Raw genomic sequence first — 24768 nt, 5'->3', positions numbered from 1 at the left:
CTCTTACATTCATTTACCAAAGTGTCAAACCTATTTACATCTTTCGGGCGAGCCCGTCAGGCTGGCATGAAGTCATGGCGCCGGGCCAAAAGAAAGGGCGCCCGAAGGCGCCCCTGAGGCTGGAAAAACCCCCGAGCCCGTTTACTGGCAAGGCTGGCCGTTGGCCTGCTCCGCCACGCACTTGGGCGCCTTGATGGCCAGGCTGCGGAACGCCAGCGGCGCCGTGATGCCTTCCATGTCGGTGCTGCCGAACGTCACCAGGTCCTCCACCGCGCCCACGCCCACCGCCCTCTTCAGCTCGCGCAGGAAGTCGCGGACCATCTCGGCGCGGCCCGCACCCACCGCGTCGGCCGACCCGGCCAGGGCCAGGCGGGTGATCGCGTCGGCGGCCACGTTGCCGGCCAGGAAGGCATCGGACGTGGCGCTGATGGTCACCGAGAGGTTGCCGGTGCCCGCGTTGATGTACATCGGGTCCGCCGTGGTGTTCAGGTTCCCGCCGTTGACGGCCAGGTGGATCTGGTTGGCCAGGATGCCCGGCTGGCCGTTGTGCGGCGCCTGCGAATTCAGGAACATCAGCGGCCCGTTGTTGGTGGCCGCGTTCAGCGTGCCCACCTGCGAGAGATTGGCCGCGTCCACCGTCATGCCGCCCGCCGAGGTGAGGTACAGCGTGCCGGTGGAGGCCAGCTGGGCCTGGTTCACCTTGAAGGCGGTGGCCGCGGAGTAGTCGGTCAGGCTGACCTGCGTGGCGCCCGGCGCCGTCACCGAAGTGCCGCCGGCGAAATCGCCGCCGACTTCCACCGTGCCGTTGCCGGTGAGCTGGAAGGTCACGTTGTTGCCGATCTGGATCTGCGCCGGGCTGGTGGCCGCCAGTTGCTGCGCGCGCAGCTTCGAGGCGCTCACCGTCAGCGGCGGCAGGGAGTGGCCGATCTCGATCCTGGTGACCGCCTTCACCGTGGTGTTGGCTGCCAGGGTCGTCGGGCCATTGAGGGTCACGTCGGCGGCCGTGGCCGTGACGTTGCCCGCGAAGTTGGCCGTGCCGTCGCTGTTGATGCTGCCCGCGCTGAAGTCGCCGCCGGCGACGAGGGCACCGCTGTTGGTGACCGCCGCAGTGCCCAGCGTTTGCGCGAAGGCGCCCGTGTTCAGCGTGCCCGCCGCGCCGATGTTGACCGCCGACGCGTTGGTCAGGCGGTTGCTGCCGCCCAGCTGCAGCGTGCCGCCGTTCACGTTCACCGTCGAAGCGGCGGACGTGCCGTTCAGCGCCGTGGTGCCGGCGGCCTGCGTCAGCGTGCCCGCGCCCAGGTTGGCGTTCACCGTGCCGCTGTTCGCGGTGTACGTGCCCGCGGTCAGCGTGCCGGTACCCGCGATCGTGCCGCCGTTCAGGGCCGCCGAGCCGACGGTCTCGTTGAAGCCCTGCAGGTCCAGCGTGCCTGCCATGGACACCGCGGCCGAGTTGCTCAAGCGCTCGGCGGCGCCCAGCAGCAGCGTGCCGTTGACGTTGACCGCGCCGGCGGCCGACGTGCCGTTCAGCGTCGTCGTGCCGGACTGCTGGTTCAGCGTGCCCGCGCCGAGCGTCGCGTTCACGGTGCCGCCGTTCAGGTTGTACGCCGTGGCGGTGATCGAACCGTTGGTGGTGCCGTTCGTGCCCGCGGTGAACGTGCCGATGCCGGTGGCGTTGGTCAGCGTGGTCGTGCCGGTGCTGACGATCGCCAGGTTGTTGCCGCCGGCGGCCAGGCTGGTGGCGACGTTGATGGCGCTGTTGGTCGAGTCGGTCAGCGTCACGCCGCCGGTCAGGGTGGCGGCGCCGGTGTAGGTCTGGCCCGCCGCCGTCGTGACGTTGCCGCCCAGGCTGCTGGTGCCGGTGACGGCCACCTTGTTCGCCGCCAGCGTGCCGCCGGTGGTGAGGTTGCCGGTGGTCGTGACGTTGCCGGTGGCGTTGGCGTTGCCCGTCAGCGTGGCGTTGGCCGCGGTGATGTTCACCGCCGACGTGGTGGCGCCGACGCCGAGCGTGCCGCTCGACACGTCGATGTCGCCCGTCACGCCCACCAGGCCGGTCACCGCCAGGCCGCCGTTGGTCTGCTTCAGGTTGTTGATGCCGTTGATCGACGTCGCCGCCGCGCCGCCGGTGGTGGTGAGCGTCAGGTCGAACGCGCCCGTGGCGGCACCCAGGCTGATGGCCTTGTTCGCGGTGTCGGACAACGTGGCGTTGGCCGCCAGCGTGGTCGCGCCGTAGCTCTGGCCGCCGGCCGTCGTGGTGACGTTGCCGCCCAGCGTGGCCGTGCCGGTGGCCGTCACGCTCCCTGCCTGCAGCGCGCCGTTGGTCGTCAGGCCCGCCACCGTGACGGCGCCCGTGCCCGTCGCACCGCCGGTGGTGGTCAGCGTCAGGTTCTTGCCGGTGCCGGCCACGCCGGTGCCCAGGTCGATCGCCGTGTTGGCGGTGTCCTTCAGGACCGCGTTGGCGTTCAGCGCCACGCCGCCGGTGTAGGTCTGGCCCGCTGCGGTGGTGACGTTGCCGCCCAGCGTGGCCAGGCCACCGACCGTGACGGTGTCGGCGCCGATCGCGCCGCCGGTGGTCAGGCCGCCGGTGACGTTCAGCGCGCCCAGGTTGCTGGCCGTGCCGGCGATCGCCGCGTCGCCGCTGGTGACCGACAGGTCGTTGCCGGCGCCCGTGACGATGCCCAGGCTGACGGGGTTGCCCGCGCCCGCATCCAGCGTGACGTTGCCGGTCAGCGTGGTCGAGTGGTAGCTCTGGCCCGCGGCGCCCGAAGTCGTCACGTTGCCGCCCAGCGAAGCCGCCGCGGTGGTCGCCACGCTGTCGGCCGTGAGGCCGGTGCCCGCGGTGGTCGCGAGGCCGGCGACGCTCACGGCGCCGGTGCTCGTCGCACCGCCGGTCGTGGTCAGCGTCAGGTTCTTGCCCGCGGCGCTGACCGACGAGCCCAGCGCGATCACCGCGTTGCCCGTGGACTGCAGGGTCGCGTCGGTGTTGAGCGTGGTGCTGCCGTACGTCTGGGCGCCGCTCGTCGTGACGTTGCCGCCCAGCACCGCGGCGCCCGTGCCCGCGATGCTGGCTGCCGTGATGGCGTTGCCGGTCGTCAGCGTGCCCGCGTTGGTGACGGCACCTGTGCCACCGCCCAGCGCCTGCGTGGCGCTGCCCGTGTCCAGCGCCGCGCCGGCCGAGATGTCGATGGCGGCGCCCGCGCCCGTGAGGCGGTTGGCCGTGCCGGCCAGCGTCAGCGTGCCGGTCTTCACGTTGACCGCCGTCGCGGCGGCCGTGCCATTCAGCGCCACGGTTCCGTCGCTGTTCAGCGTGCCCGCACCCAGGTTGGCGTTGATGGTCGCGCCGTTCAGGTTGTAGGTCGTCGCCGTCAGCGTGCCGGTGTTGGCCAGCGTGCCGTTGAGGTTGGCCGTGCCGACGGTGTCGGTCTTGCCGTTCATGTCCAGCGAAGCGCCGGAAGCGACGGCCACCGTGGCCGCGTCGGCCAGGCGGTCGTTGGAGCCCAGCGTCAGCGTGCCGGTGTTGACGTTCACCACCGTGGCGCCGGCCGTTCCGTTCATCGCCACCGCGCCATCGCTGTTCAGCGTGCCCGCGCCCAGGTTGGCGTTGATGGTCGCGCCGTTCAGGTTGTAGGTCGTCGCGGTCAGCGTGCCGGTGCTCGCCAGCGTGCCATCGATGTTGGCCGTCGCGACCGTGTCGGTCTTGCCGTTCATGTCCAGCGAAGCGCCACTGCTGACGGAGACGGTCGCGGCGTCGGCCAGCACGTCGCTGGCGCCCAGCTTCAGGGTGCCGCCCGTCACGCCGACGGTGGTCGAGCCGATCGCCGTGTCGAGCACCAGCGTGCCGCCGGAAACGGTGGTCGTGCCGGAGTAGTTGTTGGCGCCCGCCAGGGTCTGTGTGCCGCCGGCCTGTTCGATGGACAGCACCGCGCCTCCGCTTTCGTTGATCGAACCGCTGAAGGTGCCCGTGCCGCCGGCGCTGCCCAGCACCAGCTTGGCCGAAACGCCGGGGCCGACCTGGTAGGCGTTCAAAGTGCCCGTGCCGGTCAGGGCGTTGATCGTTTCCGTCTGGCTGGTGCCGTCGACGACCAGGCGCCACTCGCTGCCCGCGCCGATGTCTACGCTGGCGGCATTCGGGATGTGGTCGGCGGAAGCATTGGTCTGGAACACGGTGCCCGCGCCGGTGACCTGGACGTTGCCGGTGAACGTGTTGGCGGACGGTCCAAAGAACGCGACGCGGCCGCCGCCGGTGGAGGCGATCGTGAGCGTGCCGACGTTGCCGCTGATCACGCCGTCGAAAGTCGTGCGCCGGACGGGGTCGCCGGTCTGGTCGGTCAGGGTCGTGGCGCGGTTGAGCGCCAGGGTGCCGTTGAAGTCGGAGAAGTCGCCGACGTTGGCGCTGGAACCGATGCTGCTGGTGCCGGTGCCCTGGTTGGCCACCACAATGTTGTTGGCGAGGCCGTTGACGCCATTGATGCCGCTGGCGTCGATGAGCAGCGCGGTGTTGGACGCGCCCGTCGACGCATCGTTCAGGGTCACCGTGCCGGTGCCCAGCGCGGACTTGTTCCGGATCAGGACGGTGCCGGCGCTGATGGTCGTGCCGCCGGTGTACGTGTTGTTGCCCGACAGCGCGAAGCTGCCAGAACCGCGTTTGACCAGGCTGCCGCCCACGCCGGAGATGGTGCCGCTGAAGGCGGTGTTGGTTGCGCCGCCCGTGGTCAATGTGTTGCCGCCCAGGGCGACGGCGCCGGATCCCGAGAGCGACCCGATGGTTTCCGCGCCGCCCAGGTTCAGCGTGGTGCCGGACAGCGTCACGGCCGCCGTGTCGGCCAGGCGCTCGGCGGCGCCCAGCGTCAGTGCGCCGGTCTTGACGTTGACTGTCGTGGCGCTGGACGCGCCGTTCAGCGTCACCGTGCCATCCGTGTTCAGCGTGCCGGTCCCCAGCGCGGCGTTGACCGTCCCGCCGTTCACGTTGTAGGTCGTCGCGGTGACCGAGCCGTTGGTGGTGCCGTTGGTGCCGGCCGTGAAAGTGCCGATGCCGGAGGCGTTCGCCAGGCTGGTGGTGCCCGAGGAGCCGATGGCCAGGTCGTTGCCACCACCCGTGAGGCCGGTGGCGACCGTGATGTTGCTGTTCGCGCTGTCCATCAGCGTCACAGCGGCCGCGCTCAGGGTCGCGCCACCCGTATAGGTCTGGCCCGCGGAGGTGCTGACGTTGCCGCCGATGGTCGCGGCACCGGTGACGCTGACGCTGGCCGCGCTGACGGCGTTGGTGGTCGCGAGCGACTGGTTGGCAACCAGCGCACCCACGCCCAAGGTCGCGCCGATGGTGGCGGCGCCCGTGAACGTCAAATTCTTGCCGGCGCCAGTGATCGCGCCGGTGCCGATCGTGCCCGTGCCGGAATTGGCGCTGAGCGTGCTGTCGGCCGCCAGCGTCGTGCTGCCGTAGCTCTGGTTGCCCGTGGTCGTCACGTTGCCGCCCAGCGTCGCAGCGCCCGTCACGGCCACGCTGGCCGCGTCCACCGTGCTGCTCGTGACCAGCGACTGGTTGGCCATCAGGGCACCCACGCCGCTGGTGACGCCGATCGTGGCCACGCCCGTCAAGGTCAGGTTCTTGCCTCCGCCGGTGACCGTGCCCGTGCCGATCGTGCCCGCGCCAGCGTTGGCGCTGAGCGTGCTGTCGGCGGTCAGCGAGGTGCTGCTATATCCCTGGTTGCCCGTCGTCGTGACGTTGCCGCCGAGGGAAGCTGCGCCCGCACCCGTGATGCTCGCCGCCGTGACGGCAGCGCCGGTCTTGAACGCGCCGGCGTTGGTGATGGCACCGGTGCCGCCGCCCAGCGCCTGCGTGGCGCTGCCGGTATCCAGCGTCGCGCCGGACGAGATGTCGATCGCGGCGTCCGCGCCCGTGAGGCGGTCGGAGGTGCCGCCCAGCGTCAGCGTGCCCGACTGGACGTTCACCGCGGTGGCCGCCGCCGTGCCGTTCAGCGCCACGGCGCCGTTGCTGTTGAGCGTGCCGCCGCCCAGGGCGCCGCTGACCACGGCGCCGCCGTTCAGGTTGTACGTGCCGGCCGTGAGCGTGCCCGCGCCGCTGACCGTGCCGGCCGACGTCAGGGTGCCGATCGTTTCGGACGCCGACACGTCGAGCGTCGCGCCGCTGGCCACCGCCACGCTGCCCGTGTCCACGATGGCGTTGCCGCCCGACAGCTGCAGCGTGCCGCCGCTCACCGTGGTGCCGCCCGTGTAGGTATTGGTGCCGCTCAGGATCTGCGTGCCGCTGCCCACCTTCTGCAAGGCGAGCGCGCCCAGGCTGCCGGAACCGGCGTTGTTGTCCTGGATCACGCCGGAGAAAGTGCCGCCGCCGCCGGCCACGCCCACCGTCATCGTGACCGGGCCGCTCCAGCCGCCTTGCAGCGTCCCGGCGCCATTGAGGGCGTTGACCTTCACGACGCCTTCGAAGGTGTCGAAAGTCGCGCCTGCGGCGATGTTGAGGTCGCCCTGGTTGTTGGTCCAGATGCCTTGGCCCGCGGAGCTGCCCCACACCGTCCCGCTCGCGATGTCGACAAGGCCACCCGCGCTGAGGTTGATGACCGTCGGGCCCGAGTTGCCGATGACGGTGCTGCTGCCGCCGTTGCCGGTGAACTGCAGCGTGCCGGTGCCCGTGTAGGTGCCCGGCTTCAGCAGCAGCTGGCCGCCCGTCTGATTGTCGTACTGCAGGATCGTGCCGGAGGCGATGGACACGTTGCCGCCGGGGAGGACGGAGTTCTGCACCACCAGCTTGCCGCCGGACACCGTGGTGCCGCCGGAATACGTGTTGGCGCCGGTCAGCGTGACGACGCCCCCCGTCTGCTTGAACAGCGAGCCGGTGCCGGCCAGGTTGGCGCTGATCGTGCCGTTGTTGACCGTGTAGCCGCTGCCCGTCAGCGTGCCGTTGCTGATGGTGCCGTTGGCCAGCGTCACCGCGCCCACGGTGTCGGAATGACTGCCCAGGTTCAGCGTGGCCGCGCCGGTCACGCTGACCGCGGCGGCGTCGGCCAGACGGTCGTTGGCGCCCAGCGTCAGCGTGCCGCTGTTGACGTTGACCGTGGCCGCGCCGGAAGTGCCGTTCAGCGTCGTGGCGCCGGCGCTGTTCAGCGTGCCGGTGCCCAGGCTGGCGTTCACCGTGCCGCCGTTCAGGCTGTACGTCGTCGCCGTGATCGAGCCGTTGGTGGTGCCGTTCGTGCCGGCCGTGAACGTGCCGATGCCGGTCGCATTGGTCAGGGACGTGGTGCCGCTGGAGACGATCGCGAGGTCGTTGCCGCCGCCCGTGAGGCCGCTGCCGACGGTGATGGCGCTGTTGCCGCTGTCGGTCAGGGTGATGGCCGCCGCGTTCAGCGTGGCGCCGCCGTTGTACGACTGGCCAGTGGAAGTCGTGACGTTGCCGCCCAGGGTCGCGGCGCCTGTCACGGTGACGCTGCCCGCGCTGACCGTGCCGGTGGTCTTCAGCGACTGGTTGGCCACCAGCGCGCCGACACCGCTGGTGGTGTCGAGCGTGGCCACGCCGTTCAGCGTGAGGTTCTTCGCGCCGCCGGTCACGACGCCGGTCCCGATCGTGCCCGCGCCGCCATTGGCGCTGAGCGTGCTGCCGGACGTCAGCTTCGTCGACCCGAAGCTGAGGTTGCCCGTGGTCGCCGTCACGTTGCCGCCCAGCGAAGCGGCGCCAGCGACGCTCACGCTCGTGGCCGTGAGGTTGGTGCCGTTGCTCGTCGTCAGGGCACCGGCGGTGACGGTACCCGCGGTGGCGCCCGCCCCGCCCACCGTCAGCGTGAGGCTCTGGCCCACGGCGCTCACGTTGCCCAGGCTCATGGAGGCGCCGGTGTCCTTGAGCTGCGCGGTGCCCGTGATGGTGGTGCTGCCGTAACTCTGGCCGGCGGAGGTCGACACGTCGCCGCCCAGCGAAGCCGCGCCGGTCACGGTCAGGTTGGCGGCGGACAGCTTGGTGCCCACCGTCGTCGTCAGCGAGCCGGCGGCCAGGTTGCCGGTGCTGCCGGCGAGCCCGGAGACCGAGTCCAGCGTCAGGCTCTGGCCGGTGGCATCGAGCACGCCCGTCACCGTGATGCCGCCCGCGGCGGTGTTCTTCAGGGTCGCGGTGGCATTGACGGCCGCACCGTTCCAGTAGCTCTGGCCGCCGGAGGTCGTGACGTTGCCGCCGAGCGTCGCGGCGCCCGCGACGGTCAGGCTGGTCGCGCTGACCGAGCCGGTGGTCGTCAGCGACTCGTTGGCCGCCAGCACGCCGACGCCGCTCGTCACGCCAACGGTCGCATCGCCGGTCAGCGTCAGGCTCTTGCCGTTGCCGGTGACGGCGCCCAGGCTGACCGTGCCGGCGCCCAGGTTGGCGGTGATCGCGGAATCGGCGGTGAGCGTCGTCGAAGTGCCGACGGCGATGTTGCCGGTGGTGGCGGTCAGGTTGCCGCCCAGGCTTGCCGTGGCGACGGAGACATCCGCGGCGAGCACGCTCGTGTTCAGGCTGGTGACCAGCGAGTTCACGCCGCTGATCGAACCCGCGGTCACGCCACCCGCGGCCGTCAGGCTGAGGGTCTGTGGGCCGGAGACATCGCCGATGCTGATCACGGAACCGCTGAGGCTGGTGGCACCGGTCAAGGTGGAAGCGCCGGTGATGGTGACGCCGCCGCCGCCAGTGATGCTGGAACCCAGCAGGTTGGCGTTGGAGCTGCCGTGATTGCTGATGGAAACGCCGGCGCTGCCGGCGTCGATCGCGGCGCCCACCGCGACGCGGCCCGTGCCGACCGCGCCACTGCCCGCCGTCTGGTCGTTGGCCGACAGGATCACGGACCCGTTGGTCGTCGAAATCGACGCGTTGACGTTGATGTCGTGCCCGGCCATCACCGTCAGGCCGACGCCGGAGTTGGTCATCCCCACCGAGCTGGAGAAGGTGATGTCGCCGGTGGCTTGCAGCACCACCGTCGAAGCCGCGCCATTGATGGTGCCGGCGGCGATGGTCGCCGGTTCCCCCGCGGCGCTGTCGGAGAACTCGTCCACGTCGCCGAGCGCGGCGGCACCCGTGGCGGCCACGACGATGTCCACGGGATCCAGCAGCCAAGTGCCGGTGGCTCCCTTGGCCGCAGTGGTATCGACCCGGGCCGTTTCCGCCACCACCAGGCGTCCCTTTCCGGACGTCTCGACAGATCCGCCGTTGCCGCCCGCGGCGCCGCCCCGGGCCGTGATCGTGCCGCCGACGGCCGTGCTGCCATCGGACCACACCACCACCTGGCCGCCATCGCCCCGGCTGCCGGCATCGGCATGGATGCTGGCGCCAGTGGCCATGAAAGCCGAGCTGGCGTTCTGCTCCGCGCCCTTGCCCTGGAAGTTGCCCCCGACCAGCGCCGTGCCGCCGCCGGCGTCGCCGCTGACGTCCACGTTCGCTCCGGCCATCAGCCCCACGCGGTCCCCCAGCACCTTCACCGTGCCGCCCTTCTCGCCCGCGTCGTCGCCCTTCGCCTCCAGCGTGCCCGACACCTTCACGATGCCCGTGCCCCCGCCGCTGAGCGTGATCACGCCGTTGCGGTCCGCGGCGCTGTTCGCACGGATCACCCCCGACTGGTTGATCACCGTCGCCAGTGTGTCGCCCACCGCCTGCGCCGCCATCAGCACCTGCCCGCCTTCGGCCACGATCGTGCCGCTGTTGCTCGCCGCCGCGTTCACCGCCGCCGCGTCAACGGAGAACTTCACCAGACCCGCGCCCGACGCGTCCACGCTCACGCGCGAGCCCGCCAGCAGCCCCACCGAGCCGCCGTTGGCTTCGATCGTGCCCGCGTTGCTCACCTGCGCCCCCGCCAGCGCCACGTAGCCCGCGCGGATCAGCCCGTTGTTGACCACGCTCGCGCCGCTGCTGCCTTCAAAAACGTACTTGCCGTTCAGGAAGTCGTTGTTGTTGATGTTCAGCGTCGTGGCGATCAGGCCGCCCACGTTCACCTGTGCTCCGGGCGCGAAGTACACCCCCGCCGGATTCACCAGGAACACCTGCCCGTTGGCGCTCAGCGTGCCGAAGATCGACGACACGTCACCGCCCACCACCCGGTTCAGCGCCACCGAAGACGACGACGGCTGCACGAACTGCACCGAGTTGCCGGCGCCGATGGAGAAGGTCTGCCAGTCCAGGATCGCCTTGTTCGTGCCCTGGTTCACCACCATCGCGCTGCCGCTGGTGGTGGCCGACGCCTGGCCGGACTGCACGGTCATGCCCGTGGGCAGCTGCGCCAGCACCAGCGAGGAATACATGCCCACCAGCGCCGCCAGCAGGCGCGAGAACAGGCGGCCCGTGCGGATGCGGTACGTCGCCCGCAGCTTGCGGGTGATCTGGACGATGACGGTGCGGAAGCTCTGGCGGCGAGCGGTCCGGGACGTGGGGCTGGTAGTCATGGGACTTCCTTCGTACTGCGGGAGGGGAAACGGGATTCGGGGAAAGCGGCCGGCTCGGTGGCTCACAGCCACTTCTGCAGCGACAGCCAGACGCGCGGGTGCTTGTCCGGGTCGGTGCCGGGCGCGCGGTTCAGGCGCCACGCGAGCTGCGTGCTCACCAGCCAGTTGCCGAAGGTGCCGGCGGTCAGGCCGATGCCCACGGAGCTGAGCGACTCGCTGTTGGTGATGGCGCCGAAGGCGGCCGGGATGGCGCCCTCGTTGTATTTGACGCGGCCCCAGTCGTAGAACGCGCTGGCGCGCAGCGGGATGCCGAAGGTCTCGGGCAGCTGGTGGCTGTATTCCAGCTGCACGATGGTCCCGCTGTCGCCCACGGCTTCGCCCGAGGGGTAGCCGCGCACGCCGTTGGGGCCGCCCAGGCCGATCTTCTCGGCGGAGGTGAGGTTCTTGTTCGCGAACTGGCCCTGGAACGACAGGCTCACGCGGCCCGCGGCGGACACGAAGGTCGTGCGCAGGTATTCCAGGTTGATCTTGCTGAAGTGGCCCGCGGTGCGCAGGCCGGTGGCGCCCTGGTCCAGTGCCAGGGTCGCCGCGTCCTCCCGCAGGTGGCCGCTGGTGTAGTGCACGCCGTAGCTGTTGAACGAAGCGCCCAGCGCCTCGTCGACGAAGTTGCCCAGCGCGCTCAGGCGCACCGTGTCCACCTTGCGCTCGGCGGTCGAAGGCGGCGTCGTGGTGCGGTCCGTCAGCTCCTTGTGCTCGTACGTGATGGCGCCCAGCAGGTTGTTCACGCGCGAACGGATGAAGGGTTGCGTCAGCGAAGCGCCGTAGATCGTCGCTTCGCCCGTCGCGCCGAGCGCCGCGAACTGCTTGCCCAGCGCGTACTCGGTCCTGGTGGCGTTCAGCCCCAGCTTGGTGGCGTAGCCGCCGACGGCGGTGCTGTAGCCCACGCGGTACAGCTGCGACGCCGACCGCTCGCTTTCCTGCACCCGCACGCTCAGCACGTCGCCACGGCCGGTGGGGTTGTTCAGGTTGGCGCTGGCAAAGGCACGCGTCTGGCCCGCCGAACGCACGCCGGAGTTGTCCACGCCCACCAGGCCGTCGGCCTTCGGGCCGGCCGACTTCACCACCACGGTGATGTCGGCTTCGCCGTTGTTGGCGCCGGGTTCGACGGCGGCCGTGGCCTCGAAGCCGATCAGGTCGCGCAGCAGCAGCACCGGCTTGTCCAGCGACTTCTCGCTGATGTAGTCGCCGGCCTTCAGGTGCGTGTTGACGATGGCGCTGGCCAGCGACTGGGAGATGCCCTCGTCCTCGACCTTCACGCTCACCTTGCCCACGCGGGCTTCCAGCACCTGGATGGTGACGGTGCCGCCCGTGGCGGCGAACTGCTGCTCGGGCAGGTACGCCTCGGTCAGCAGGTAGCCCCGGTCACGGTAGTAGCGGCGCACGGCGTTGGCGGCCTTGACCAGGCCTTCCATGTCCGTTTCCTTGCCGACGAACTCGGCCACCAGCGGCCGCAGTTCTTCTTCCTTGAAGAGGGTGTTGCCCTGGATGCGGAACGCCGCGGGGGTCATGCGCACCGAGCTTGCGAACGGCGCGGCGGCGGGAGCCTGCGGGACGACCGTGGTGGGAGCGCCGCCCGGCGCGGGGAGCGCGGGGAGCTGGCTGGGCTGTTCCAGCAACGTGCCCGCATCGGGGCGGATCTGCTGGGCGAACGTGGGAACGGTACTGCAAAGCGTGGCCGCGGCGACGGCCACCCAGCTCTTCTTGTTCAAAGCAAGACTCCTCTGCGAGGCGAGTTTCTGTAGAGACTGTAACTTTTACATCCGTTTACTAATGTGTCAAACGTAGTGGCGCTCATGTACAACGCCTAAGCAAGGTTTCCGTCATCTTTAGGGACGTTGCCTAACACAGTTATGTCATTGGGACGGTGTACGGCACTGGTTCACGGCGACACCGGCGTCGCACGGCCTGATCGGCCGCCCGGTCATCGGTAGTTGTTACACATTCCAACGTTACAAAGTGGCCGCATGAGAATCTCGGATGAGGGCTCTCGTTGTCCTCGGTTTGGCCGTTCGCACTGCCGCGAAAGCCGCGGCATCGCGGCAGCGGCGACGTGGTGCAAGCCAGGCGACGGAATCAGCAGGCGGTGGCGATGGGCGAAGTGCTGCCGCAAGCGGTCAGGCCGCGTTGGTGCGATCCGCGCTGGCCCGGCGGTCCGGCACAATGTGTGTCCGTTTGCATCACCCCCACCAGAGGCGTGTCGTTCCTCCTGCATTTCACCGGGCCTTCTTCCTTCGAGCAGACGGTCGCCCTCAAGCCCAAGACACCCGCCGTGGTGGTCGGCCGTGATCCCGAAGCCGCCGTCTACCTGCCGGACACCGAAAGGCTGATCTCCCGCCGCCACCTGTCCATCGAGTGGTCGGACGGCGGCGCCCGTGTCCGCGTGCTGTCGGCCAACGGCATCAACACCGACCGCGGCGACTACTTCTCCGGCGACGAAGTCGTGCTGGCCGAAGGCGAATCGGCGCGCATCGGATCGTTCTCGCTCATCGTCTCGGGCGAGCCCGAATCCAGCCTGGACGCCACCAGCTTCTCCGGCATGGGGGCGCGCCCCGTGCCTGCGGGGCCGGTCACGCGGGCCTCGCCGGCGGGCAACAGCGACGACCCCTGGGCCGACCTGCTGTCGGATCACGCGCCCAAGCCCGCGCCGCTGCCGGCGGAGCCGCCCGCTGCCGTCGCGGCGGCACCGCAGCAACCCGCCGCGCCGGCGCCCATGCCTTCGGGCAACCACGACGACCCGTTCTCGTCGTCCACGTCGTGGCGCATGGTGGACGTTGGCGACCCGTTCTCGGCCTCCTTCGTCGGCCGCTCCGGCGTCGACCAGCCGCTGCCTTCGGCGGCGCCCGGCGTCATCCGTGCCGGCGTGCCGGCCGCGGGGCCGTCGCCGGCCGGTGGCCAGGCGGAACAGATGGCGCTGAAGAACCTGTGCCGAGGGCTGGGCGTGGAGATGCCCGGCAGCCTGACCGGCTTCGACTGGGAGCGCTTCGGCCAGTCCGTGCGCCACGTCGTGCAATGCCTGGGCGACCACCTGGCCACGCGCGTGGATGCCAAGCAGTCCATGCGTGCCGAGGACCGCACCATGCTGGGCGCCAAGGAAACCAATCCGCTGAAGGCGTCCATGCCGGTGAAGGACATGCTGCAGTACCTGCTGTTCGCCGCCGACGGCGTGGGCGGGTACACGCCGGCCAACAGGGCGCTGCAAGAGGCCGCCGTGGAAGCCAAGTCGCACGAGGCCGCCGCGCGCGCCGCCGCCAGGGGCCTGGCCGAAGGCGCGATCAAGGAATTCGATCCCGCCAAGCTGCGCGGCACGCTGCTCAAGGGCAAGCTCAGCATGAGCTCGCTGGTGGACAACGCCCGCCTGTGGGACCTGTACACCGGCTTCTACGACAGGAAGAAGGAAAAGCTGCCCGACTGGGGCGAACAGCTTTTCAACCGCTACTACATGGCGGCCTACCTGCGCGAGACCGAGAAGCTGCGGCGCTCGCGCATGCCGCCGCCGGCGCAGCGCACGGAGTAGCGCCGGTCCCACCCCGCCCTCACCCCGGCCCTCTCCCGCAGGCGGGAGAGGGGGTGAACGGGCGGCGCTTCGCGCCACAACATCATCATCCGGCGCTAAAGTCCCCTCTTTGAGGAGACCCCATGTCGTCGCCCAACACCACCGCGCCGCGGCACATCCGGCTGACCTCCCACAGCGGCGGCACCGGCGCCCCGTCCCTGCTCTGGGGCGCGGCCAACCCGGCGGTGCGCGGCCCCGTCGTCGGCACCACCACCTCGCGCGAGCACCGCAACGTCATCGGAACGCACAGCGGGTCGTACAGCGTGTACCGCGCGCTGGCCGTGGCCGCCGGCGCCCTGTCGCGCAGCCACAAGGCGGACCTCACCAACACCTCGCCCACCGACGCGATCGGCCCCTACCCGCAGTGGAGTGACCCGGAGCGCATCGTCAGCCTCGACCCCTGGGGCGCGATGGTGGCCGACGTGTTCGCCGAAGAACTGAAGGCCGGCGTGGACATCCGCCCCACCATCGCGGTGACCAAGGCCCACGTCATCCTGCCGGAGGTGATCGAGGCGGTGCAGAAGGGGCGCCTGAAGCCGGACGGCAAGATGCTGCTGCCTTCGGGAGCGGCGATGGTCACCAAGGCGGCCATCGAGCCCGTGTGGTACCTGCCCGGGGTCGCCAAGCGCTTCGGCTGCACGGAAACCGACCTGCGCCGCGTGCTGTTCGAGGAGACGGGCGGCATGTATCCCGAACTGGTGACGCGCGGCGACCTGGAAGTGTTCCTGCCGCCCATCGGCGGGCAGACCATCTACATCTTCGGCTCGCCGCGCGACCTGGCAAACCCCGAGGTCGAACTCACCGCCCGCGTGCACGACGAGTGCAACGGCTCCGACGTGTTCGGCTCCGACATCTGCACCTGCCGCCCCTACCTGACGCACGCCATCGAGGAATGCATCCGCGGCGCGCAACCCAGGGAAGCCGGCGGCCGCGGCGGCGTGGGCCTGATCGCCTACTCGCGCAAGGAAGGCCGCGCGCTGGGCGAAGTGACCAAGTTCCTGGTCTACAACGCGCGCAAGCGGCAGGTGGGCGGCGACACCGCCGACCAGTACTTCGCTCGCACCGAGTGCGTGGCTGGCGTGCAGGACATGCGCTTCCAGGAGCTGATGCCCGACGTGCTGCACTGGCTGGGCGTGCGCAAGATCCACCGCCTGGTGTCCATGAGCAACATGAAGTACGACGCCATCACCCAATCCGGCATCGAGGTCGGCGAGCGGGTGAACATCCCCGACGAGCTGATCCCCGCCGACGCGCGGGTGGAGATGGACGCCAAGATGGCGGCCGGCTACTTCACGCCCGGCGAGGTGCCGGACGCGCGCAAGCTGAAGGAAACCAAGGGACGGGAGCTGGAATGACGGGCCCGGAGGATTTCGTTCACGAGCGCTCGCAGGGCGAGATCGCTGCCAGCCACCTGCGGTCCACCGTCGCCGTGCGCGAGCGCTGCGCGCAGTTGCTGGACCGCGCGCGCGTGGGCCAGTCGCACTGGTTCAAGGTGGACGATGGCGCGCTGCGCACCGCGGCCGCCGAAGTGGCCGCCGCCACGCGCCGCCGCTACCCGAAGGGCACCGTACCGTTCCACAGCCGCTGGCGCCACTTCGAAGCGGGCGGCGTCGACCGCAAGGCGCAGCTGGAAGCGCTGCTGGGCAACGTGGCGCCGCAGACGCGGCTGCATGCGATGGTGGACCTCACCATCGTCAGCGTGCTGCTCGATGCCGGCGCGGGCCCGGACTGGAAATACACCGAATCCGCCAGCGGCAAGACGCTCACGCGGTCCGAAGGGCTGGCCGTCGCCAGCTTCCACGCCTTCACCGCCGGCATGTTCTCCAGCGACAAGCTGCGGCCGCTGCAGGTGGACGCCGAAGGCTTGCGCTCCCTCGTGACCGACCGCCTGGCGCAGGCCTTCCAGGTCAGCGAGGGCAATCCGCTCGTGGGACTGGAAAGCCGCGCGGTGCTGCTGCGCCGGCTGGGCGAGGTGCTGGCCGAGCAGCCCGAAGTCTTCACCGACGGCCGGCCTTCCGGGCTGGTGGACCTGCTGGTCGGCGACGAAGGCGGCGTGGCGCACACCGCGGAAGTCGACGCGCACGACATCCTGTCGCAGCTGCTGGTGTCCATGTCGGGCATCTGGCCCATGGGCAACAGCATCGGCGGCGTGCCGCTGGGCGACGTGTGGCGGCATTCGGCCGTGCGCGGCGAAGGGCCCTCGGACGGCTGGGTGCCTTTCCACAAGCTGTCGCAGTGGCTGACGTATTCGCTGCTGGAGCCGCTGCACTGGGCCGGCGTGAAGCTGCTTGGCATCGACCGTCTCACCGCCCTGCCCGAATACCGCAACGGCGGCCTGCTGCTGGACACCGGCGTGCTGCAGCTGCGCGAGCCCGACGCGGCGCACCAGGTCTGGCATCCGGGCGACGAGATCATCGTGGAATGGCGCGCGCTGACGGTGTCGCTGCTCGACGAGCTGGCCGGCGGCGTGCGCTCGCAGCTGTCGCTGACCGAAGAGCAGATGCCGCTGGCGCGCGTGCTGGAAGGCGGCACCTGGGCCGCGGGCCGCGAACTGGCGCAGCAGCGCCGCGGCGGCGTGCCCCCGCTGCAGGTGCAGAGCGACGGGACGGTCTTCTGACTGGCTATATTCGCCCCATGTCCCAAGTCCACCTCATCGACCACCCGCTGGTGCAGCACAAGCTCACGCTGATGCGCAAGAAGGAAGCCAGCACCAACAGCTTCCGCCGCCTGCTCGGCGAACTCGCCTCCCTCATGGCCTACGAGGTCACGCGCGACACGCCGCTGCAGGACGTGGAGATCGAGACGCCGATGGAGAAGATGACCGCCAAGGTCATCGACGGCAAGAAGCTGGTGTTCGTCTCCATCCTGCGCGCGGGCACCGGCATCCTGGACGGCATGCTCAACGTGGTGCCCGGCGCGCGCGTCGGCCACATCGGCCTGTACCGCGACCCCAAGACGCTGGTGGCCGTGGAGTACTACTTCAAGATGCCGCAGGACATGGCCGAGCGCGACGTCATCGTCGTCGACCCGATGCTGGCCACCGGCAACAGCGCCATCGCGGCGGTGGAGCGCATCAAGGAGCTCAAGCCCAAGTCGGTGAAGTTCGTGTGCCTGCTCACCTGCCCCGAGGGCCTCAAGGCGATGGGCGACGCGCACCCCGACGTGCCGGTCTACACCGCCGCCATCGACCGGCAGCTGAACGACCACGGCTACATCCTGCCCGGCCTGGGCGATGCGGGCGACCGCATCTTCGGCACCAAGTAACTTGAAGCGCGGTGCGTTACGGCGGCTCGCGGCCGCCTGCCTGCTGTGCAGCTGCGCGGGCGCCTTCGCCGCGCCCTTCACGCCGAAAAGCGACGACGAGGTCGTCGAACGCCTGCCGCTCGCCGCGGACCCGTCCGCACGCCGCGTCGAAGCGATGCGCCGCCAGCTCGCTTCCCGCCCGCAGGACCGGGCGCTGCGCGTGGAGATCGCGCGCCGCCACTTCGAGCTGGCGATGGCGCAAGGCGACCCGCGCTTCGTCGGCTATGCCTTCGCCGATCTCGCGCCGATGGCGAAGGACGCGGGCGCCGATGCCGGCTACTGGCTGGTGCTGGGCCAGCTTCAGCAATACAGCCACGACTTCGCCACGGCGCTGGAAAGCCTGGCGCGGGCCGCGACGCTGGCGCCGCAGGATCCGCAACCGGTGGCATGGCGCGCGGCCATCCTCATGGTGCAGGCCCGCTATGCCGAAGCGGATGCGGAATGCGAACGGCTGGCCGCCCTCGCCGAACCGCTGTTCGCCACCGGTTGCGCCGCCTATGTGCAGGCCGCGACGGGCGCGCTGCGGCCCGCGTACGAGAAGCTGTCGGCCGCCGCGGCGGCAACGCCGCGCGCCGCGCCGGAACTGCAGCTGTGGGTGCAGACCCGCCTGGCCGAAATGGCGCTGCGGCTGGGCGGCGACGCCGCGGCGGAAAAGCACTTCCGCGCCGCGCTGGCGCAGGGCATCACCGACCAGTTCCTGCTCGGCGCGTACGCCGATTTCCTGATCGACCGGAAACGTCCCGCCGAAGCGCTGAAGCTGCTCGCCGGCTGGGAGCGGTCCGACGTCCTGCTGCTGCGCCTGGCGCTGGCGGGCAAGGCGGCCAGCGATGCGAAAGCCGCCGACTGGGCATCGCAGCTGAAGGAGCGCTTCGCCGAAGCCGCGCAGCGTGGCGACCGGCTGCATGAACAGGAAGCCGCCCGCTTCGCGCTCGACGTGCAAGGGCAGCCGGACGAAGCGCTGCGCCTGGCCACCAGCAACTGGCAACAGCAGAAGGAGCCGCGCGACGCACAGGTGCTGATGCGCACCGCCCTGGCCGCGCGCCAGCCCGCCGCGGCGAAGCCCGCGCTCGACTGGCTGGCCGCCAGCCGCTACGAAGACCCGCAATTGCAGGACCTGGCGAAGCAGCTGGGAGGCGGCAAGTGAAACGCCTGCTCGCCCTCCTCGCGCTGCTGCTCGCCCTGCCCGCCTGGGCGCACAAGCCCAGCGACAGCTACCTCACCGTGCGCGCGAACGGCGACGGCCGCGCCATCGAAGTGCGCTGGGACCTGGCGCTGCGTGACCTGGACTACGTGCTGGGCCTGGACCGCGACGGCAACGGCGAGATCACCTGGGGCGAGGTGCGCCGGCGCGCCGACGACATCCACCACTACGCCACCTCGCGGCTGGCATTCGCGGGTTGCACGTGGGCCGCGCCCGGTGCCATGCAGCTGGACCACCACAGCGACGGCACCTACGCCGTGCTGTCGCTGCACGCCGATTGCCCGCCTTCGGCCGGCGAACTGAAGCTGCGCTACACCGCGCTGTTCGACGTCGATCCCACGCACCGCGGGCTGGTCCAGTGGCTGGCGCCCGGCGCCACGGGGGCGCAGGCGCTGGTGTTCTCGTCCGCTTCGTCCGAGCAGGCGCTGTCCATGCGCGCGCCCAGCGCCTGGGAGACTTTCCGCCAGTACGTGGTCGAAGGCGTTTGGCACATCTGGATCGGCTTCGACCACATCCTGTTCCTGCTGTCGCTGCTGCTGCCCGCGGTCCTTTTCCGGCGCGACAACCGCTGGGAACCGGTGGACAGCCTGCGCGGCGCGGTGCTGGCGGTGGTGAAGGTGGTCACCGCGTTCACGCTGGCGCACTCGGTCACCCTGAGCCTCGCGGCCCTGGGCTTCGTGTCGCTGCCTTCAAGGCTGGTGGAATCGGTGATCGCCGCCTCGGTGGTGGTGGCCGCGCTGAACAATTTGCGGGGCACGGTGGAGAAACGGCGCTGGGTGATGGCTTTCGTGTTCGGCCTGATCCACGGCTTCGGCTTCGCTTCGGTGCTGGCCGACCTGGGCCTGCCGCAAGGCGCCCTTACTTTGGCGCTGGTGGGTTTCAACGCGGGCGTGGAACTGGGGCAGCTGGCCATCGTCGCGGCTTTCCTGCCGCTGGCCTTCGCGTTGCGCCGCACGGCGTTCTACCGCGTGGGCGTACTGCGCTTCGGGTCGCTGGCCATCGCGCTGGTGGCGGCCTGGTGGTTCGTGCAGCGCGCCTTCGACATCGGCGCGTGAGGCCAGGCCTTCAGAAGCGCGACTCGTTGCTGCTGCGGCGCTTGCGGCGGCTGTCCATGTACCAGGCCAGGAACGGCAGCAGCAGCATGGAGCCGGGCAGCGCCCAGATGAACAGGTAGGGGCTCACCGAGGAAGCGGACCGCACCATCACACCGAGCTGCGCCTTTTCCTCCGCCGTCCACCTGCCGCCGTTGCGCTGCTTCATCAGCAGCGGCAGCGCGCCTTTCATGGTGGCCAGCTCGTCGCGCAGGCGCCGCTTCTCGCGGCTGTTGCCGGCCATCATCGAGCAGAACCAGACCGGCGCCTTCTTCATCTTCGACTGGAAGACGGCCGTGCTGTTCGGGTCGAACGCCTCCGCCGGATGGGCCGGACCGCCGAGGGGAACGTCGACTTCTCTCGGAGCGGTGGGGCTGCCTTCGGCCATGTAACCGAGTGTACTGACTTGCGGCCGCTGCTGGCAGCCCGACGCACGCCGCGCAACCGGGATGACGAGGGCTTGACGCCGCTTTGCCACTGGCATGACCCTTGCAAGTTGCACCGACTCAACCGGAGGAGCCACCATGTCCCGCATCACGACCACCCGCCGCGCGGCGATCGCCGCCGCCATCACCCTCGCCGCCCTGGGCCCCGCCGCCGCGCTGGCGCAAGCCAAGCTGAAAGTCGCCGGCGTCTACACGGTCCCGTTCGAACAGCAATGGGTCAGCCGCCTGCACAAGGCGCTGAAGGCCGCGGAGGCGCGCGGCGAGATCGAATACAAGGCCAGCGAGAACGTCGCCAACGCCGACTACGAGCGCGTGATGCGCGAGTACGCGACCGGCGGCAACCAGCTGATCATCGGCGAATCGTTCGCGGTGGAAGCCGCGGCGCGCAAGGTGGCCAAGGACTTCCCCAAGGTCGCGTTCCTGATGGGGTCCTCGGGCAAGCCGCAGGCGCCCAACTTCAGCGTCTTCGACAACTACATCCAGGAGCCGGCCTACCTCACCGGCATGATCGCCGGCGGCATGACCAAGACCAACAGGATCGGCATGGTCGGCGGCTTCCCCATCCCCGAGGTCAACCGCCTGATGCACGCCTTCATGGCGGGCGCGAAGGAAACCAATCCGAAGGTGGAGTTCACCGTCACCTTCATCAACAGCTGGTTCGACCCGCCCAAGGCCAAGGAAGCCGCCTTCGCCATGGTGGACAAGGGCGCCGACATCCTCTACGCCGAACGCTTCGGCGTTTCGGACGCCGCCAAGGAGAAAGGCAAGCTGGCCATCGGCAACGTGATCAACACGCAGGACAAGTACCCCGACACCGTGGTGGCGTCCGCGCTGTGGAACATGGAGCCCACCATCGACCTGGCGATCAGGAACGTGAAGGAAGGCAAGTTCAAGGCCGAGGACTACGGCCAGTACTCGATGATGAAGCACAAGGGTTCGGAGCTCGCGCCGCTGGGCACGTTCGAGAAGAAGGTGCCGGCCGAGCTGGTGGCCAAGGTGAAGGCGAAGGAAAAGGACATCCTGGCCGGCAAGTTCACCGTCAAGGTCGACGACAGCCAGCCGAAGTCCACCGCGAAGTAAATGCCCGACCCAGGCCGGACGGTCCTTCGGCTGTCCGGGATCACGAAGCGCTTCGGCCCGCTCGTCGCCAACGACGCCATCTCGCTTTCGCTGGCCGAAGGCGAGGTGCTCGCGCTGCTGGGGGAGAACGGCGCGGGCAAGTCCACGCTGGTCTCCATCCTCTTCGGCCACTACGTGGCGGACGAGGGCTCGATCGAGGCCTTCGGCCGGCCGCTGCCGCCGGGACAGCCGCGCGCCGCGCTGGCCGCGGGCATCGGCATGGTCCACCAGCACTTCACGCTGGCGGACAACCTGTCGGTGCTGGACAACGTGCTGATGGGCACCGAACCGCTGTGGCGGCCCGTCAGCCGCCGCGGCGCCGCGCACGCGAAGCTGCTGGAGGTGGCTTCGCGCTTCGGCTTGCCGGTGCAGCCGGACGCCCTGGTCGCCCAGCTGTCGGTGGGCGAACGCCAGCGCGTCGAGATCCTCAAGGCGCTGTACCGCGGCGCCCGCATCCTGATCCTGGACGAACCGACGGCGGTGCTCACGCCGCAGGAAAGCGAGGCGCTGTTCGCCACGCTGGCGCAGATGGTGGCGCAAGGCCTGTCCATCGTCTTCATCAGCCACAAGCTGGCCGAAGTGCTGCGCGTCGCCCATCGCGTCGCGGTGCTGCGCGGCGGCAAGCTGGTGGCGCAAGCGGATGCCCGCGAAGTCACGCAACCGCAACTGGCAAGTTGGATGGTGGGCCAGGCGGTGGAACTGCCGCAGCGCTCGCCGGCGAAAGCGGTGGCGGATGTCGTTTGCCGGCTCGAGCACGTGGACGCCGGCGCGGGACGCGACCGGCTGCGCGACGTGTCGCTGTCGCTGCGCGCGGGCGAGATCACCGCGGTCGCCGGCGTCTCCGGCAACGGCCAGCTCGCGCTGGCGGACCTGCTGTGCGGCGTGCGGCGTGCTTCGCCGGGTGCCGTGACGCTCGCCGGTGAACCCTTGCGAGCGCAACCCGCCTGGCTGGTTCGCCAAGGCGTGGCGCGCATCCCCGAGGACCGGCACGCCGCCGGCGTGGTCGGCGACCTGCCGGTGTGGGAGAACGCAGTGGCCGAGCGGCTGCGCAGCCGCGCCTTCTCGCGTGGGCCGTTCGTGCGCCGCGCCGCGGCACGCGCGCACGCGCAGCGCATCTCGCAGGCTTTCGACGTGCGCGGCGCGGGCGTGGACGCGCCCGCTCGTGCGCTGTCCGGCGGCAACATGCAGAAGCTGATCCTCGGCCGCGCCCTGCTGGCACCCGACGGCGCCACGCCGCGGCTGATCGTCGCGCACCAGCCCACGTGGGGCCTGGACATCGGCGCGGTGGCTTACGTGCAGCGGCAGCTGATCGCGGCCCGCGATGCGGGTGCCGCGGTGCTTCTGCTGTCGGATGACCTGGACGAAGTGCTGGCGCTGGGCGACCGCATCGCGGTGATCCACGAAGGGCAGCTGAGCGAGGCGAAGCCGTGGGGCGAGTGGACGCGTGAAGAGATTGGATTGGCGATGGTGGGAGTTGCGGCATGAACACCCTCGCCCCCGCCCTCTCCCGCCAGCAGGAGAGGGAGCAAGCCCCTCGCGGCCGGGCCACCCCCTCTCCCCTCCGGGGAGAGGGTTGGGGTGAGAGGCGCCCCCAGACGCACGGATGACCATGCGCCTCGAAAAACGCCCCGCACCTTCCGCCGCTGCGCTCGCTCTCGCGCCGCTAGGCGCGATCGCCTTCACTTTGCTCGTCAGCTCGCTGCTGGTGCTGTGGGCAGGCGCACCAGTGGCGCCCACGTGGGGCTTGCTGCTGCGTGGCGCCTTCGGCTCGGTCTTCGCGTGGACCGAGACGCTCACACGCGCCACGCCGCTCATCCTCACCGGCCTGTCGGCGGCGGTGGCATTCCGCGCGCGCCTGTTCAACATCGGCGCGGAAGGCCAGCTCTACGCCGGCGCGCTGGCCGCGGTCGCGGTGGGCGGCATGCACGGCGGCGAAGGCTTCGCCCTGCCGGCCGCCGTGCTGTTCCCGCTGATGGTGCTGGCGGCGGCGCTCGCGGGAGCCGTGCTGCTGCTCGGCCCCGCGCTGCTGAAGGCGAAGCTGGGCGTAGACGAAGTCGTCACCACGCTGCTGCTCAACTTCGTCGTGCTGCTGGGCGTGTCCGCACTGCTGGACGGCCCGATGAAAGACCCCGCTGCCATGGGCTGGCCGCAAAGCGTGGCGCTGCAAGGCGCTCTGGAACTTTCGCGCCTGATCGAAAGCGCCCGGTTGCACACCGGCCTGATCGCTGCCGCCGTGCTGGCCGCGCTCGTGTGGGCTCTGCTCAAGTTCACCACCTTCGGCTTCGACGTGCGCGCGCTCGGCGCCAACCCGCGGGCGGCGGCGTTCGCCGGCGTCCCGGTCACGCGCACCGTGATCGTCGTCGCGCTGCTGTCGGGTGCGCTGGCCGGCCTGGCCGGCGCGGTGGAAGTCGCCGGCCGCACCAGCTACGTCACTCTGGACATGTCGCCGGGCTACGGCTACAGCGGCATCGTCATCGCGATGCTGTCGGGCCTGCACCCGCTGGCCGTGCTGCCCGCCGCGGTCTTCGTCGCCGGCGTGCTGGTGGGCGCCGACAGCATGAGCCGCGCCATCGGCGTGCCGACCTACATCGCCGATGTCATCGTCGCCGCTTCGCTGCTCTCCGTGCTCGTCGCCGCGATGCTGGCGCAGTACCGCGTGAGGTGGCGATGAGCGAGCTGCCGGACCTGCTGGCCAACCCCGCGCTGTGGATCGCGGTGCTGCGCATCGCCACGCCGCTGGTGCTGGGCACGCTGGGCGTGCTGCTGTGCGAGCGCGCCGGCGTGCTGCACCTGGGCATCGAGGGCATCATGGTCGCGGGCGCGTTCACCGGCTGGCTTGCGGTGTACGCCGGTGCAACGTTGTGGACCGGCGTTCTGGTCGCCGCATTGGCAGGCGCGGTGTTCGGCTTGCTGCACGCGTGGCTGACGGTGGGGCTGGCGCTGTCGCAGCACGTGGCAGGCTTGGGCATCACGCTTCTCGCTACGTCGCTCAGCTACTTCGGCTACCGCGTGAGCTTTCCCAAGGTGAACACGCCGCCGACCATCCAGCCTTTCCTGCCCATGGAGTGGCTGGGCATCCCGGTGCTTTCGGCACAGACGCCCCTGACGCTGCTGGCGCTGGCACTGGTGCCGCTCATCGCGTGGGTCCTGTACCGCACGCCGGTGGGCCTGGCGCTGCGCATGGTCGGCGAGAATCCGCAGGCCGCGGAAAGCCAGGGCGCATCCGTCCTGGGCCTGCGCACGGGCGCCATCGTCGCCGGCTCGGCGCTGATGGGCGTGGCCGGCGCATTCCTCACGCTCTCGGCTTTCAACTCGTTCTACTTCAACATGGTCAACGGCCGCGGCTGGATCTGCGTGGCGCTGGTCGTGTTCGCATCGTGGCGACCCGGCAAGGCGCTGCTGGGCGCCCTGCTGTTCGCCTTCTTCGACGCGCTGCAGCTGCGCCTGCAACAGGCCGGCGACGCCGCGCTGCCCTACCAGGTCTACCTGATGCTGCCGTACCTGCTGTCCATCCTGGCGCTGGTGCTGGTGGCGCGCAAAGCCGCCTATCCTCAAGCCCTCATGAAGCCGTACCGCAAGGGAGAACGCTGA

General features: G+C 70.3%; 13 protein-coding genes. 10 read left to right on the top strand and 3 right to left on the bottom strand.

Going from position 1 to position 24768, the window contains the following annotated elements; translation table 11 throughout:
• Positions 1 to 141 precede the first annotated feature (141 nt).
• Both EZ216_RS03010 and EZ216_RS03005 read right to left on the bottom strand, forming a co-directional pair.
• Positions 142 to 10404 (bottom strand): filamentous hemagglutinin N-terminal domain-containing protein, encoded by a 10263-nt coding sequence (locus EZ216_RS03010; protein ID WP_135248087.1) that lies wholly within the window; start codon positions 10402 to 10404, stop codon positions 142 to 144.
• 62 nt (positions 10405 to 10466) lie between these two features.
• Positions 10467 to 12173, bottom strand: a complete 1707-nt coding sequence (locus EZ216_RS03005) for a ShlB/FhaC/HecB family hemolysin secretion/activation protein (protein ID WP_135248086.1) — start codon at positions 12171 to 12173, stop codon at positions 10467 to 10469.
• A 485-nt stretch (positions 12174 to 12658) separates the two neighbouring features.
• On the opposite strand from EZ216_RS03005, the gene tagH reads away from it, so the two are divergent.
• The 6 genes from tagH (at position 12659) to EZ216_RS02975 (ending at position 19576) form a co-directional block, all read left to right on the top strand.
• Positions 12659 to 13978, top strand: coding sequence for a type VI secretion system-associated FHA domain protein TagH (gene tagH / locus EZ216_RS03000; protein WP_167772812.1), 1320 nt, complete (start codon positions 12659 to 12661; stop codon positions 13976 to 13978).
• 122 nt (positions 13979 to 14100) lie between these two features.
• Positions 14101 to 15372, top strand: coding sequence for a GTP cyclohydrolase II (locus EZ216_RS02995; protein WP_135248084.1), 1272 nt, complete (start codon positions 14101 to 14103; stop codon positions 15370 to 15372).
• Positions 15369 to 16634, top strand: coding sequence for a URC4/urg3 family protein (locus EZ216_RS02990; RefSeq protein WP_135248083.1), 1266 nt, complete (start codon positions 15369 to 15371; stop codon positions 16632 to 16634). Before EZ216_RS02995 ends, EZ216_RS02990 begins: the two co-directional genes overlap by 4 nt.
• A 17-nt stretch (positions 16635 to 16651) precedes the next feature.
• The gene (gene upp / locus EZ216_RS02985; protein ID WP_135248082.1) at positions 16652 to 17281 is read left to right on the top strand and encodes a uracil phosphoribosyltransferase; all 630 of its coding nucleotides are present in this window, start codon (positions 16652 to 16654) and stop codon (positions 17279 to 17281) included.
• A 1-nt stretch (position 17282) separates the two neighbouring features.
• The gene (locus EZ216_RS02980; RefSeq protein WP_239024258.1) at positions 17283 to 18464 is read left to right on the top strand and encodes a tetratricopeptide repeat protein; all 1182 of its coding nucleotides are present in this window, start codon (positions 17283 to 17285) and stop codon (positions 18462 to 18464) included.
• Positions 18461 to 19576, top strand: coding sequence for a HupE/UreJ family protein (locus EZ216_RS02975; protein ID WP_135248081.1), 1116 nt, complete (start codon positions 18461 to 18463; stop codon positions 19574 to 19576). Before EZ216_RS02980 ends, EZ216_RS02975 begins: the two co-directional genes overlap by 4 nt.
• A 10-nt stretch (positions 19577 to 19586) precedes the next feature.
• Here EZ216_RS02975 and EZ216_RS02970 read toward each other — a convergent pair whose 3' ends face one another.
• The gene (locus EZ216_RS02970) at positions 19587 to 20000 is read right to left on the bottom strand and encodes a hypothetical protein (protein ID WP_135248080.1); all 414 of its coding nucleotides are present in this window, start codon (positions 19998 to 20000) and stop codon (positions 19587 to 19589) included.
• A gap of 136 nt (positions 20001 to 20136) precedes the next feature.
• Here EZ216_RS02970 and EZ216_RS02965 point away from each other — a divergent pair, with 136 nt between their 5' ends.
• The 4 genes from EZ216_RS02965 to EZ216_RS02950 all read left to right on the top strand — a co-directional run bounded on the left by EZ216_RS02965 (position 20137) and on the right by EZ216_RS02950 (position 24768).
• Positions 20137 to 21138: a BMP family protein gene (locus EZ216_RS02965; protein ID WP_135248079.1), complete on the top strand. Its 1002-nt coding sequence runs from the start codon at positions 20137 to 20139 to the stop codon at positions 21136 to 21138.
• Positions 21139 to 22662, top strand: coding sequence for an ABC transporter ATP-binding protein (locus EZ216_RS02960; protein WP_135248078.1), 1524 nt, complete (start codon positions 21139 to 21141; stop codon positions 22660 to 22662).
• Positions 22663 to 22786: 124 nt separating this feature from the next.
• A complete protein-coding gene (locus tag EZ216_RS02955) occupies positions 22787 to 23848 on the top strand; it encodes an ABC transporter permease (RefSeq protein ID WP_135249099.1) in 1062 nt (353 codons plus the stop codon).
• Positions 23845 to 24768: an ABC transporter permease gene (locus EZ216_RS02950; RefSeq protein ID WP_135248077.1), complete on the top strand. Its 924-nt coding sequence runs from the start codon at positions 23845 to 23847 to the stop codon at positions 24766 to 24768. Before EZ216_RS02955 ends, EZ216_RS02950 begins: the two co-directional genes overlap by 4 nt.

Origin of the sequence: Ramlibacter humi (genome assembly GCF_004681975.1) — a bacterium.
GTDB classification, from domain to species: Bacteria; Pseudomonadota; Gammaproteobacteria; order Burkholderiales; family Burkholderiaceae_C; genus Ramlibacter; species Ramlibacter humi.
The sequence above is the reverse complement of the archived record's forward strand: the minus strand, read 5'-3'. Positions and strand labels throughout refer to the sequence as shown.

Excerpts from the sequence above, each read along its gene's own strand:
- EZ216_RS02965 (WP_135248079.1), top strand. The coding sequence starts at position 20,137 with ATGTCCCGCATCACGACCACCCGCCGCGCGGCGATCGCCGCCGCCATC.
- EZ216_RS02950 (WP_135248077.1), top strand. The coding sequence starts at position 23,845 with ATGAGCGAGCTGCCGGACCTGCTGGCCAACCCCGCGCTGTGGATCGCG.
- EZ216_RS02970 (WP_135248080.1), bottom strand. The coding sequence starts at position 20,000 with ATGGCCGAAGGCAGCCCCACCGCTCCGAGAGAAGTCGACGTTCCCCTC.
- EZ216_RS02960 (WP_135248078.1), top strand. The coding sequence starts at position 21,139 with ATGCCCGACCCAGGCCGGACGGTCCTTCGGCTGTCCGGGATCACGAAG.
- EZ216_RS02990 (WP_135248083.1), top strand. The coding sequence starts at position 15,369 with ATGACGGGCCCGGAGGATTTCGTTCACGAGCGCTCGCAGGGCGAGATC.
- EZ216_RS02955 (WP_135249099.1), top strand. The coding sequence starts at position 22,787 with ATGCGCCTCGAAAAACGCCCCGCACCTTCCGCCGCTGCGCTCGCTCTC.
- EZ216_RS02995 (WP_135248084.1), top strand. The coding sequence starts at position 14,101 with ATGTCGTCGCCCAACACCACCGCGCCGCGGCACATCCGGCTGACCTCC.
- upp (WP_135248082.1), top strand. The coding sequence starts at position 16,652 with ATGTCCCAAGTCCACCTCATCGACCACCCGCTGGTGCAGCACAAGCTC.
- EZ216_RS03010 (WP_135248087.1), bottom strand. The coding sequence starts at position 10,404 with ATGACTACCAGCCCCACGTCCCGGACCGCTCGCCGCCAGAGCTTCCGC.